Genomic DNA, 12,633 nt, shown 5'->3' on the forward strand with positions numbered 1-12,633 from the left:
CCGGCCGCTGGCCGGCACCCCTGCGATCAGCCGAGGATGCCCGGCAGATCCAGCCCCTTTTCCTTCGCGCAGTCGATCGCGATGTCGTACCCCGCATCGGCATGGCGCATCACGCCGGTGGCCGGGTCGTTCCACAGCACGCGGCCAATCCGCTTGGCCGCTGCCTCGGTGCCGTCGCAGACGATCACCATGCCGGCGTGCTGCGAGAAGCCCATGCCGACGCCACCACCGTGATGCAGCGACACCCAGGTCGCGCCGCTGGCGGTGTTGAGCAGGGCGTTCAGCAGCGGCCAGTCGGACACCGCATCGGAGCCGTCGGCCATCGCTTCGGTTTCGCGGTTCGGCGAGGCGACGCTGCCACTGTCCAGGTGGTCGCGACCGATCACCACCGGCGCCTTCAGTTCGCCGTTGGCGACCATCTCGTTGAACGCCAGGCCAAGTCGATCACGATCACCCAGGCCGACCCAGCAGATGCGCGCCGGCAGGCCCTGGAACTTGATCTTCTCGGCGGCCATGTCCAGCCAGCGGTGCAGGTGCGGGTTGTCCGGAATCAGTTCCTTCACCTTGGCATCGGTCTTGGCGATGTCTTCCGGGTCGCCACTCAGTGCCGCCCAACGGAACGGGCCGATGCCGCGGCAGAACAACGGGCGGATGTAGGCCGGCACGAAACCCGGGAAATCGAACGCATTGGCCACGCCTTCTTCCAGCGCCATCTGCCGCAGGTTGTTGCCGTAGTCCACGGTCGGTACGCCCAGCGCATGGAAGCCGAGCATGGCGCGGATGTGGTTGGCCATCGATGCACGCGCGGCCTTCTCCACTTCCTTGGGGGCGGAAGCGCGCTTCTCATCCCACTGTTCGACCGTCCAGCCCTGCGGCAGGTAGCCGTTCACCGGGTCGTGCGCGGAGGTCTGGTCGGTCAGCAGGTCCGGCTTCACGCCGCGCTTGAGCAGTTCGGCCAGCACATCGGCAACGTTGCCGAGCAGGCCCACCGACTTCGGCGTACCGGCCTTGCACGATTCATCGATCAGGCGCAGCGCTTCGTCCAGATTGTCGGTCCAGGTGTCGAGGTAGCCGGTGCGCAGGCGCATGTCGATGCTGCTCTTGCGGCACTCGACGGCCAGGCAGGAGGCACCGGCCATCACGGCAGCCAGCGGCTGTGCACCACCCATGCCGCCGAGGCCACCGGTGAACAGCCACTTCCCGGTCAGGTCGCCGCCGAAATGCTGGCGCCCCATTTCCACGAAGGTCTCGTAGGTGCCCTGCACGATGCCCTGCGCACCGATGTAGATCCAGCTGCCGGCGGTCATCTGGCCGTACATGGCCAGGCCCTTCTTATCCAGCTCGTTGAAGTGGTCCCAGTTGGCCCAGCGCGGCACCAGGTTGGAATTGGCGATCAGCACGCGCGGTGCATCGGCGTGGGTGCGGAACACGCCCACCGGCTTGCCCGATTGCACCAGCAGGGTCTGGTCATCGTCCAGGCGCTTGAGCGTTTCGACGATGGCGTCGAAGCTTTCCCAGTCGCGTGCGGCGCGGCCGATGCCGCCATACACCACCAGTTCCTGCGGGCGCTCGGCCACGTCCGGGTGCAGGTTGTTCATCAGCATGCGCAGCGGTGCTTCGGTCAGCCAGCTCTTGGCATTGAGCGTGGTGCCGGTCGGCGCGGCGATGGTGCGGGACGGGTCGTTGCGGGTCATGCGGCGCTCCGGTTCGTAGCGAATTCAAGGCAGGCGTTGAGCACCTGCGCCAGGGTGTGGCGCAGTGGTGCGGCGTGGTCGGGGTCGAGCGGGGTGGGCCAGCTGTGTTCGTCCACCTGGTCCGGCAGGGGTTCGTGCATGTAGCCGCGGCAGGCCAGTTCCATCTGCAGGCTGTGCACGCCGCCGGCGATGTTGCTGTAGTGGCGGGTGATCCAGCCGCCCTTGAAGCGGCCGTTGCGCACCTGGCTCATGCCGCTGATCTTCAGCAGGTTTTCCACCACGTCGCTCAGGGCGTTGTCGCAGGAGGTGTCCGGTGCGCCGGACGGACCGGCAGTCCCCAGGTTGAACTGCGGCAGTTCGCCCTCGAACAGGTGCGGGATATGCGAGCGGATCGAGTGCGCGTCGTACACCACCACGGTGCCGTGGCGTGCACGCAGGCGCGTGATCTGCGAAGCCAGCGCATCGTGGTAAGGCAGGAAATACGTGTCGCGACGACGGGCGATTTCTGCTTCGTCCGGTTCGCGCCCGGCGTGGTACAGCGGCTGGTTGTCGAAGGTGGTCAGCGGACACAGGCCGGTGGTGTTCTGGCCCGGGTACAGCGACACGCCGCTGGGATCGCGGTTGAGGTCGATCACCGAACGCGAGATCGCCGAGCGCACCGTGGTCGCGCCCATGCCGCGCACGAAGTCGTACAGCTCGTGCACCCACCAGTCGGCATCGCGGCGGGCCAGCCACGGCGAGTGGTAGTCGCCGATCAGGTCGTGCGGCAGCTCGCTGCCGGTATGCGGGAAGCTGACGATGAGGGGGGCATCGCCCTCGTGCACCGTCAACCATTCAGGAAGGGTCGTCATGCCTGCGGTTCCACAGTCGGCAACAGATCGCCCAGGCCCTGCGCCAGCGCGCCACTGCGCACAAGATTCGTGGCGGTCACCATGTCGGGGTGGAAATAGCGGTCTTCTTCCAGCGTCGGCACCTGCGCACGCAGGGTGGCGCGCACCGTTTCCAGCGCGGCGCTGGAGCGCAGCGGCGCATGGAAATCACAGCCCTGCGCGGCGGCCAGCAGCTCGATGCCGATCACGTTGGCGGCGTTCTCGGCCATCTGCATCAGCCGGCGCGCGCCATGCGCGGCCATCGACACATGGTCTTCCTGGTTGGCCGAGGTCGGAATCGAATCAACGCTGGCCGGGTAGGCGCGCTGCTTGTTTTCCGAGACCAGCGCGGCGGCGGTCACCTGCGGAATCATGAAGCCGGAATTCAGGCCCGGGCGCGGGGTCAGGAACGCCGGCAGGCCGGACAGGGCCGGGTCCACCAGCATCGCCAGGCGGCGCTCGCTGATCGAACCGATCTCGCACACCGCCATCGCCAGCATGTCGGCGGCGAAGGCCACCGGCTCGGCGTGGAAGTTGCCACCGGACAGCGCTTCGCCGGTGTCGGTGAACACCAGCGGATTGTCGGACACGCCGTTGGCTTCAATTTCCAGCGTGGTCGCGGCCTGGCGCAGGATGTCCAGCGCCGCGCCCATCACCTGCGGCTGGCAGCGCAGGCAGTACGGGTCCTGCACGCGCACGTCGTTGTCGCGATGCGACTCGCGGATGTCCGAGCCCTGCATCAGCGCGCGCAGGGTGGCGGCGGTGGCGATCTGCCCGCGCTGGCCGCGGATCGCGTGTATGCGCGGGTCGAAGGGCGTGTCGGAACCCTTGGCAGCTTCCACCGACAGCGCGCCGGTGACCAGTGCGGCCTGGAACACGGTCTCGATCTCGAACAGGCCCGCCAGCGCATAGGCGGTGGAGAACTGGGTGCCGTTGAGCAGCGCCAGGCCTTCCTTCGCGCCCAGTTCGATCGGCTGCAGGCCGGCACGTGCCAGTGCATCGGCCGCCGGCAGGCGTTCGCCGCCGATGAAGGCTTCGCCTACGCCCAGCATCACGCTGGCCAGGTGCGAGAGCGGCGCCAGGTCACCCGAGGCACCCACCGAGCCCTGTGCGGGCACCACCGGCAGCACGCCCTTGATCAGCATCGCTTCCAGCAGCAGCAGCGTCTCCTCGCGAATGCCTGACGCACCCTGCGCCAGGCTGACCAGCTTAAGCGCCATCATCAGGCGCACCACGCTGGCCGGCATCGACTCGCCCACGCCAGCGGCATGCGAGAGCACGATGTTCCGCTGCAGAGTGGCCAGATCTTCGCGCTCGATGCGCACGCTGGCCAGCTTGCCGAAACCGGTGTTGATGCCATACACCGGCGCGCCCTTGGCGACGATGGCGGCCACCGCCGCAGCACTGGCGCGCACCACCGGCAGCGCGGCCGGGTCCAGTGCAAGCGGCGCACCGCGATAGACCTGCCGCCACTGGGCGAGAGTGACATGGCCGGGGCGAAGAACCAGGGTGTTGCTCATGTGTTGCTCCAGGAGGCAGGCAGGTCGGGCTGTCCGCGCACCACGCGCGCGTGCAGCGGGTTGAATCCAATGCGATAGACCAGGTCGGCGGGGGCATCGATGTCCCAGATCGCCAGGTCGCAGTCCAGGCCCACGGCGAGGCGGCCGATGCGGTCGCTGCGTCCGAGCGCGCGCGCCGCTTCACGGGTGAAGCCGGCGATGCACTCATCCACGGTCAGGCGGAACAGGGTGGCGCCCATGTTCATCGCCAGCAGCGGGCTGGTCAGCGGCGAAGTGCCCGGATTGCTGTCGGTGGCCAACGCCAGCGGCACGCCGGCCGCACGCAGCGCAGCGATCGGCGGCAGGGTGGTATCGCGGGTGAAATAGAAGGCACCGGGCAACAGCACGGCGACGGTGCCGGCGGCGGCCATCGCGGCGATGCCGGCATCGTCCAGATGTTCGATATGGTCGGCCGAGAGGGCACCGAAGCTGGCTGCCAGTTCGGCGCCATGCTGGTTGCTCAGCTGCTCGGCATGGATCTTCACCGCCAGCCCGTTGGCGCGCGCCGCTTCGAAGACCTGCCGCGCCTGCGCCGGCGAGAAGGCGATGTTCTCGCAGAATACGTCCACCGCTTCGGCCAGGCCTTCGGCGGCGATGGCTGGAATCATCACGTTGCACACCTCGTCGGTGTATTCCTGCGCCTCGCGGCCTGGCGGAATCGCGTGTGCGCCGAGGAATGTGGTCACCACGTTGACCCGGCACTCCTCGCCCAGCGCACGCGCTACCTGCAGCTGCTTGCGTTCGTCGGGGAGGGTCAGGCCGTAGCCGGACTTGATCTCGATCGTGGTCACACCTTCGGCACGCATCGCCAGCAGGCGCGGCCGGCTTTCGCTGGCCAGCTGTTCCGGGGTGGCAGCACGGGTGGCGCGCACGGTGGAGACGATGCCGCCGCCGGCACGGGCGATCTCGGCATAACTGACGCCCTGCAGGCGCTGCTCGAATTCGTTGGCGCGGTTGCCGGCGTAGACCAGGTGGGTGTGGCAGTCGATCAGGCCGGGCGAGATCCAGCGGCCTTCGCCATCGATGCGGGTGGTCGGCTGCAGGTGGGCGTCGCTGCCGGCCGGGCCGACATGGACGATGCGGCCGTCGGCGCAGGCCATCACGCCATCGCGGATGACACCCAGCCCCTCGCCATCGAGGGTCATCAGGTGGACGTTGGACCAGAGGGTATCGACGTGCATGGCATCCACAACGCGGCTGTGCTTATATGTCTATACAATATAGGCGTCCATTTCGGGTTGTCCAGCCATGTCCGATTCGCGTTCCCCACACTGTTTCCATGCCGCCCACGCCCTGCTGGCCGATGGCTGGGCCCGCGATGTCCGCCTGCAGGTGCAGGACGGCCGCATCACGGCGATCCACATGGGGCAGGGCGCCCAGCACGGCGACACCCGCGTCGACATCCTGGTGCCGGGCCTGCCCAACCTGCACAGCCACGCCTTCCAGCGCGGCATGGCTGGGCTGACCGAGATCGGCGGCGGCGACGGTGACAGCTTCTGGAGCTGGCGTGAGCTGATGTACCGCTTCCTGGCCCATCTGCGCCCGGACGCGGTGCAGGCCATCGCCGCCCAGGCCTACATGGAAATGCTGGAAAGCGGCTTCACCCGCGTCGGCGAATTCAATTACCTGCACCACGACGCCGATGGTCGCGCCTATGCCAACCGCGCCGAGATGAGTGCACGGATTGCTGCCGCCGCCGAGCAGACCGGCATCGGCCTGACCCTGCTGCCGGTGTTCTATGCGCATGCCGATTTCGGCGGGGCGGCGCCGAATCCAGCGCAGCGGCGCCTGATCCACGACGTGAACGGTTTCGCGCAGTTGCTGGACGCCGCCAAGCCGGCACTGGCCGCGCTGCCGGATGCGGTGCTCGGCATCGCGCCGCACAGCCTGCGTGCAGTCACCGGCGAGGAATTGAGTGCGTTGCTGCCGCTGACCGACGGCCCGGTGCACATCCATATCGCCGAGCAGGTGCGTGAAGTCGAGGCCTGCCTGGCCTGGAGCGGCCAGCGTCCGGTGCAGTGGCTGTACGACCATGCACCGGTGGATGCGCGCTGGTGCCTGGTGCACGCCACCCACATCACCGACGATGAGCGCGTCGCCATCGTGGCCAGCCAGGCCGTGGCCGGCCTGTGCCCGATCACCGAAGCCAACCTGGGTGACGGCCTGTTCCCGATGCAGGCGTTCGCGCGCGAGGGCGGGCGCTTCGGTGTCGGCTCCGATTCCAATGTGCTGATTGATGCGGCCGAAGAACTGCGCCTGCTCGAATACGGCCAGCGCCTGACCCTGCGCGGTCGCAACGTGCTGGCCCCGGATGCCACCCGCAGCACCGGCCGCTTCCTGTTCGAAGGCGCACTGCACGGTGGTGCACAGGCGCTGGGCGTGGCCGCTGGCCTGCAGGTCGGCGCCAGTGCCGACCTGGTCGAACTGGATGCCGGGCACCCGGCGCTGCAGGCGCGACAGGATGACGCATGGCTTGACAGCTGGGTGTTCGCCGCACGTAATGGCGCGCTGCGATCGGTCTGGCGCCATGGCCGCCAATGCGTGGCCGAGGGCCGCCACCTGCAGCGCGAGGCGATCACCACCGCCTTTACCGCCGCCCTGCGTGGCGTGCTGGGCTGATCGCCTCCCGCCACCGAGACCCCATTACGTGAAGGCCAGCAAGTCCGCCACGCTCAACCAGCGTATCCGCAGCGATCTGGAAAGCCGCATCCTCAGTGGAGAGTGGGCGCCGGGCTTTCGGATTCCGTACGAACACGAGCTGATGGAGCAGTACGGCTGCTCGCGGATGACGGTGAACAAGGTGCTGACCGCGCTGGCCGAGAGCGGCATGATCGAACGCCGTCGCCGTGCCGGTTCGTTCGTCGCGCGGCAGCCCCCGCACCTGGAGCAGGTGGCGCTGGAGATTCCCGATATCGCGATGGAGGTTGGCTCGCGCGGCCACCAGTACGCCTATCGCCTGCTGCAGCGCGACCTGCGCCTTGCCGATGCCGGCAATGCCGGTGAAGTCGAGCTGGCCGGGCAGGAAAACCTGCTGGCGATGCGCTGCCTGCACCTGGCCGATGGTCGCCCGCTGGCGCTGGAGCATCGCCTGATCAGCCCGGTGGGCGTGCCTGAGGTACTGGAGGTCGACTTCAGCACTACCGCGCCGGGCAGCTGGCTGCTGCAGAACGTGTCGTGGACCCGTGCCCAGCACCGCATCAGTGCCTGGGGGGCAGATACCGCCACCGCCAAGCTGCTGGAGGTGAAGCCCGGTACCGCCTGCCTGGTGATCGAACGCCTTACCTGGCGTGGCGAACAGCCGATCACCCGCGTGCGCCAGGTGTTCCTGGGGGATGCCTGGGACCTGGTGGCGCGTTTCGCGCCGGGCGCGCGATAGGGATTCCATCCACGCATGGCGTGGATCTACTGGGCCGGAACGACTGTCGCCTTGAGCTCTGTCGGGGCGTGTGTACGATGTGTATCGTCCCTGCATGAAGAGCAGGGACCTCATCCGGGATCTGGAAGCGGCAGGTTGGATCTGTCGTCGGATCCGCGGATCCCATCATGTATTCGTGCACCCGCAGCACCCTCACATCATCACCCTTCCTCACCCAAAGGAAGGATCTGGGGAAAGGGCTGGTGCAGGCGTTGCGGAAGCTCGCAGGACTGACGTAGGAGGGCCCATGCGATATCCAGTCTTGATCGAGGCAGGCGATGAGCGCACCGCGTGGGGTGTGGTCGTTCCAGATCTGCCGGGGTGCTTCTCGGCGGCCGATACGCTTGATGATGCGCTCAGCGCTGCCGAGGAAGCTGCACTCGCCTGGATTGATGCGGCCCTGGATGAGGGGCGTTCGATTCCGACACCGTCCGCGCCGCAGAAGATCGCCGCCGAGGCATCCAAGGACATCCGTTGGATTCTTGCGTACATCTGCATTGATCCGGCTCTGCTGGACGATACCATCGAGCGGGTCAATATCAGCCTGCCACGCCGGATCCTGGCGAGGCTGGATGCGCAGGCCAGAGCGGCGGGTGAATCGCGCTCCAGTTACATCGCCCATCTCGCGGCATTGGGCTGAGCTGGCGCCATGTGGAGCCGAGCCGATGCTCGGCTGCTGTTCGCGCGTGGCTCAACTCTGCAAAGGCATCCACGCGTGGCGTGGATCTACCAAGGGGTCGCGCATCGGGGTTCAGTAGATCCACGCCACGCGTGGATGCGGCCCCATCAGTACGTGGCGCATTGGCGCCAGCGCACCGGCTCATCCACGCCGGGGCGGGCGTTGAGCTGGATGCGCACGTTGCGCAGGGCGGGGTAGTGCAGCACTTCCTCGCAGACCTGCGGCCAGACCGCGTCCAGCTCGCCCGTGCGGTTGATCGCCAGCGTCTGCCGGGTCAGCCAGACCCCGCTGGCGATACCGGGCTTGCCGGCCAAGGCGCGGGACAGATCGGCCTGGAAGCGCTCCAGCGTGGCGGCATCCGGGTTGGGGTTGCTGCGCGCGTCGGCTGAGGGCGCGGCCGGTGCAGGCGCAGCGGCCGGCGGCGTGGTGGCGGGGGCCGGTGCCGGTTCGGGCGCCGCTCCAACCGCAGGCGCAACCGGCGCGGGGGGGGCCGCCACCTCGGCAACAGGCGCGGTGTCCTGCACATGCAAGCCTTGCAGGCTCAATCCCACCAGCAGGCCCAGCGTGACCGCGCCGAGCGCGGCAATGGCGATCCGGCGCAGGGCTTCATGGCGGGCGCTGGCACGCACACGGGTTTCGATTTCCGCCGGCAGGTAGGGCTGCAGCAGCGGCCACAGGCGCGGACCGTCCAGCACCTCGACCGCCTGCTTCTCGGCAGCGCTGCGCCCGTCGCGTTCCATCCGGCCTTCGGTCAGCAGCACGCCGCCCTTGGCGCCGGCCAGGCGCGCAGCAGCCCCCAGCTCGTTCACTGCGGCGGTGCCGATACGGTAGGCAAGGCCATGCTTGCAGGACACCAGCCACTGGTTGGGGCCGTCGCTGAGCAGGAAGTCGCTGCTCGGCTCGCGGGATTCCTCCGCCGGGTCATTCAGTTCACGCAGGCCGCGCTGTTCGCGCAGCATGCGCTTGACCAGTACCGAGAACTCGCGCCAGTGCATGCCGGCCAGCGCTTGCAGGCCAAGTTGCATCTCCTTCTGCCGCCGCTTGATCCACCACAGATAGACAACAGCCAGGGAACAGGTAAGCAGGGCCGACAGCAGGGCCAGGATCCAAGGGAGCATGCAGGAGGTGCGCGGAAGGGGCGAATGCGGAAGACGACAGTGTAAAGGTCGCACTATCCGGCTGGGTCAGGACGTTCCTGACAGGAAGCGTGATGGAACGCTCAGATCGGCATACGGCGAGCACGAAAAACCCGCCAATCCTGAAGCCGTGAGGGGAGGGAACAAACGGCAGCCGAAGCGATTGGCGGGTTGCTCGCGATTGTCAATCAAATTTTATTGCATTGCAACAATGGCCGGTCAGGGCACGCTGCCTGGCGACTGATGGCTGCCCGGGGCGGGAGCATCGGTGCCCGAGGCCGCACGGTTTTCCAGCTTGGCCAGCCGCGCGTGCAGGGCGTCGATACGGGCTTCCAGCGCGGTCACCTCGTCCGCAGTTGGGACATGCAGGCGCTTGAGCACGCCCTGCACCTGGTCATCGAAGGCCTTTTCGACCTTGTTCCAGGTGCCAGAGGCCTTCTCGCGGGCCTCATCCAGTGAGGATTCCACGTTGTCGCGCCAGCCCGGGCCCTGTTCGCCGTGGCGTTCACGGCGGCGGGCCTCCCAGGCTTCGCCTTCCTTCACCAGGCCGTCGAAGAAGCGGCTGCCTTCGGCCTGTGCACGGCCCAGGGCGCCCAGGCCGGCCAGCCAGACCTGCTGCGCCGAGTCACTCAGCTTGCGCGAGAAGCGCTCGGCCTGGTCACCGAACGAGGCGTCGTCGTTGCGGCGGTCATCGTTTTCGTACTGGTTCATCGCACTTCCCGTGGGAGTTGGGCCTGCCCCCGAGAGTAGCGCGCACTGGCGTTGCACGGCCGTGACGGCCGCCGCCGGGGTTCAGCCCAGCTTTTCCTTCAGTACGCGCTGGATCTCGCCCTCGACCATGCCCTTCATCGCCGACAGCAGGAAGCCCAGCTTGGCGGTGACGCGCACGGCGCCCGGCTGCAGTTCGATCGCACCGTCCACGCCGCTGCCAGAGAAGTTCAGCACGTCGGCGGTCCAGGACGACTTCAGGCCGAAGCGCTCGGACAGCTTGGCGGCGACCTGTTCGATCGCGGCGCGTGCCTGCGCGTCGGGCAGGGCGTGGGCGTGGCGGACATCGATGGTGGACATGCAGGCTCCTGGCGCCGGGCGGGGATGATCAATGAGGGCGAGCATTGTGCGCATCGAGGGCCGTCGCGCCAAGCACTCATCGCAGGTTCTTCTTCGTTGGCGGCCAACCTGCTAGGCTGCGCCGCGTGCAGAACCTGCTTGTTCACTTCAGTCAACAACAACAGCCCGACCAGCCGCTGCGGCCCGGGGTGCAACGCATCGTGCGCCAGGCCAACGGCAGTGTGCGGCTCGGCGACGCCGGCCACGGCGCCCTGCTGCTGGCGCAGTTCTGCATGGACGATCGCGGCCTGTGGCTGCAGGTCGGCAACGGTATCCGTGGCATCCACGTGAATGGTCGGCCGGTGCGTCGCATGGCGCTGCTGCGTGCAGGCGATGCGGTCTATGTGGACGGCGTGGAGATGGTGCTGCAGGGCGAGGTCGAGAGCCTGCTGCAGGCACCCGCGCCGAAGAACGACGATGGCACCGATGAGCAGCAGCGCCTGCTGCGCGGTGTCGGCGGCCTGCATCATGGCCGCAGCTATACGCTGTCGCGGGCACGGTTGATCGGCCGCGGCAGCGACGCCGACATCGCCATCGACGATCCGGCCTTCGCCGAACAGCACGCCCGCGTGGAAGTGCACGGTGATCGTGTGCTGCTGCGCGACCTCGGCAGTGCCGACGGCACCCGGGTCAACGGCGTGGCCGTGCGCCACTGCTGGCTGCAGGCCGGCGACCAGGTGGTGTTCGATGGCCAGCATCGTTTCGTGCTGGAAGTGCCGCATGATCCACGTCGGCGGCCGTTGCCGGCCGAGGACGAGTCCGGCGAGGACGCGGAACAGGCGCCGGTGCTGCCTGTGACGCCGCGCAGAGTCCGGCACTGGCCGTGGCTGCTGGCCAGCGCCTTGTTGCTGGCAGCAGTGCTCAGCCTGCTGCTCTGGTTCGGCGCGCGCTGACGGTCGCGCGGTGACGGTAGTGTCGGCCGCTGGCCGGCAACCGCCGCCCCGAATCCATGAGGTTGCCGGCCAGCGGCCGGCACTACCCGGTCGCGTCGCCAATGGATTCCAATGAAACCAAATTTCCCTTGCGCCACAAGGCCGCAAGGCTGGTGCACTGCGGCATACTAGGGGTCTTGCCCCACAGGTGTGACATGACGCGCGCGTTCAACTTCAGTGCCGGCCCTGCGACCTTGCCGGAATCGGTCCTGCGCCAGGCGCAGGCGGAAATGCTGGACTGGCACGGGTCCGGCGCTTCGATCGTGGAAATGAGCCATCGCGGCGCGGAATTCATGTCCGTGGCTGCCGAAGCCGAGGCCGACCTGCGTCGCCTGCTCGACATCCCCGACGACTATGCGGTGCTGTTCCTGTCCGGTGGCGCCACCACCCAGCAGGCGCTGATCCCGCTCAACTTCGCCAGCCCCGGCCAGCGTGCCGACTACGTGGTCAGTGGTCACTGGGGCAAGACCGCGGTCAAGCAGGCCGGGGTCTACGTCGACGTCAACATCGCCGCCAGCAGCGAGGCCCACGGCTACCGCGAGCTGCCGGCGCGTGCCGACTGGCAGCTGTCGCGCGATGCCGCCTACGTGCACATCACCGCCAACGAGACCATCCACGGCGTCGAATTCCGTGATGTGCCCGATACCGGCAACGTCCCGCTGATCGCCGACTTCAGCTCGTCCATCGCCAGCGAACCGCTGGATGTGCGCCGTTATGGCGTGATCTACGCCGGCGCGCAGAAGAACCTGGGCCCGGTCGGCATCGCGGTGATGATCATCCGCCGCGACCTGCTCGAGCGCAGTGGCCAGCCGCGCGCGGACATCTTCGATTACCGCTCGCACGTCGCCCGCGATTCGATGCTCAACACCCCGCCGACCTGGAACTGGTATCTGGCCGGCCTGGTGTTCAAGTGGATGCTGGCCGAGGGCGGCTTGACCGAGTTCGCCAAGCGCAACGCCGCCAAGGCCGCGCTGGTGTACGGCGTCATCGACGGCTCCGGCGGCTTCTACCGCAATGAAGTCGCACATGCGGCCCGTTCGCGCATGAACATTCCGTTCTTCCTGCCCGATGCCGAACTCGACGCCCGCTTCGTCGCCGAAGCCAAGGCCGCTGGCCTGCTGGCGCTGAAGGGTCACAAGGTGGTCGGCGGCATCCGGGCTTCGCTGTACAACGCCATGCCGCTGGCCGGGGCCGAGGCGCTGGTCGCCTTCATGGCCGATTTCCAGCAGCGTCACGGTTGAG

Annotated in this window: 12 protein-coding genes and 1 pseudogene; 6 read left to right on the forward strand and 7 right to left on the reverse strand. The window is 67.8% G+C overall.

The genetic code is table 11. From position 1 onward, the window contains the following. Positions 1 to 26 precede the first annotated feature (26 nt). From hutU to hutI, 4 genes are read right to left on the reverse strand one after another with little or no spacing between them, the layout of a single operon-like run. Complete coding sequence (gene hutU / locus AC5P5S_RS08105) at positions 27 to 1,694, reverse strand: urocanate hydratase (RefSeq protein ID WP_043034618.1); 1,668 nt, start codon at positions 1,692 to 1,694, stop codon at positions 27 to 29. Beyond that, positions 1,691 to 2,545, reverse strand: coding sequence for an N-formylglutamate deformylase (hutG, locus tag AC5P5S_RS08110; RefSeq protein ID WP_012480727.1), 855 nt, complete (start codon positions 2,543 to 2,545; stop codon positions 1,691 to 1,693). The genes hutU and hutG overlap by 4 nt, the downstream gene beginning before the upstream one ends. Then, a complete protein-coding gene (gene hutH / locus AC5P5S_RS08115; RefSeq protein WP_087803501.1) occupies positions 2,542 to 4,083 on the reverse strand; it encodes a histidine ammonia-lyase in 1,542 nt (513 codons plus the stop codon). The genes hutG and hutH overlap by 4 nt, the downstream gene beginning before the upstream one ends. Continuing rightward, positions 4,080 to 5,303 (reverse strand): imidazolonepropionase, encoded by a 1,224-nt coding sequence (gene hutI / locus AC5P5S_RS08120; RefSeq protein WP_062607459.1) that lies wholly within the window; start codon positions 5,301 to 5,303, stop codon positions 4,080 to 4,082. The genes hutH and hutI overlap by 4 nt, the downstream gene beginning before the upstream one ends. 67 nt (positions 5,304 to 5,370) lie before the next feature. Here hutI and AC5P5S_RS08125 point away from each other — a divergent pair, with 67 nt between their 5' ends. The 4 genes and pseudogenes from AC5P5S_RS08125 to AC5P5S_RS08140 all read left to right on the forward strand — a co-directional run bounded on the left by AC5P5S_RS08125 (position 5,371) and on the right by AC5P5S_RS08140 (position 8,177). After that, positions 5,371 to 6,741, forward strand: a complete 1,371-nt coding sequence (locus AC5P5S_RS08125) for a formimidoylglutamate deiminase (protein WP_062607339.1) — start codon at positions 5,371 to 5,373, stop codon at positions 6,739 to 6,741. Between the two features lie 28 nt (positions 6,742 to 6,769). Continuing rightward, positions 6,770 to 7,498, forward strand: coding sequence for a histidine utilization transcriptional repressor HutC (gene hutC, locus AC5P5S_RS08130; RefSeq protein ID WP_043034622.1), 729 nt, complete (start codon positions 6,770 to 6,772; stop codon positions 7,496 to 7,498). A gap of 94 nt (positions 7,499 to 7,592) precedes the next feature. Next, positions 7,593 to 7,661 (forward strand): annotated as a pseudogene (locus AC5P5S_RS08135) (type II toxin-antitoxin system HicA family toxin); the annotation flags it as partial. A gap of 123 nt (positions 7,662 to 7,784) precedes the next feature. Then, positions 7,785 to 8,177, forward strand: a complete 393-nt coding sequence (locus tag AC5P5S_RS08140) for a type II toxin-antitoxin system HicB family antitoxin (RefSeq protein ID WP_005410188.1) — start codon at positions 7,785 to 7,787, stop codon at positions 8,175 to 8,177. Positions 8,178 to 8,323: 146 nt separating this feature from the next. Here the strand turns inward: AC5P5S_RS08140 and AC5P5S_RS08145 are convergent, their stop codons facing one another. From AC5P5S_RS08145 to AC5P5S_RS08155, 3 genes are all read right to left on the reverse strand, one after another. After that, the gene (locus AC5P5S_RS08145; RefSeq protein WP_062607335.1) at positions 8,324 to 9,334 is read right to left on the reverse strand and encodes a restriction endonuclease; all 1,011 of its coding nucleotides are present in this window, start codon (positions 9,332 to 9,334) and stop codon (positions 8,324 to 8,326) included. Between the two features lie 237 nt (positions 9,335 to 9,571). After that, complete coding sequence (locus AC5P5S_RS08150) at positions 9,572 to 10,063, reverse strand: phasin family protein (protein WP_012480721.1); 492 nt, start codon at positions 10,061 to 10,063, stop codon at positions 9,572 to 9,574. 81 nt (positions 10,064 to 10,144) lie between these two features. Then, complete coding sequence (locus tag AC5P5S_RS08155) at positions 10,145 to 10,420, reverse strand: polyhydroxyalkanoic acid system family protein (RefSeq protein ID WP_005417302.1); 276 nt, start codon at positions 10,418 to 10,420, stop codon at positions 10,145 to 10,147. Positions 10,421 to 10,545: 125 nt separating this feature from the next. On the opposite strand from AC5P5S_RS08155, the gene AC5P5S_RS08160 reads away from it, so the two are divergent. Next, positions 10,546 to 11,352, forward strand: a complete 807-nt coding sequence (locus AC5P5S_RS08160) for an FHA domain-containing protein (protein WP_495276303.1) — start codon at positions 10,546 to 10,548, stop codon at positions 11,350 to 11,352. Positions 11,353 to 11,546: 194 nt separating this feature from the next. Further along, positions 11,547 to 12,632: a 3-phosphoserine/phosphohydroxythreonine transaminase gene (gene serC, locus AC5P5S_RS08165; RefSeq protein ID WP_060380285.1), complete on the forward strand. Its 1,086-nt coding sequence runs from the start codon at positions 11,547 to 11,549 to the stop codon at positions 12,630 to 12,632. Position 12,633: the final 1 nt, after the last annotated feature.

Source organism: Stenotrophomonas sp. YJH_SMC_54, from assembly GCF_059368435.1.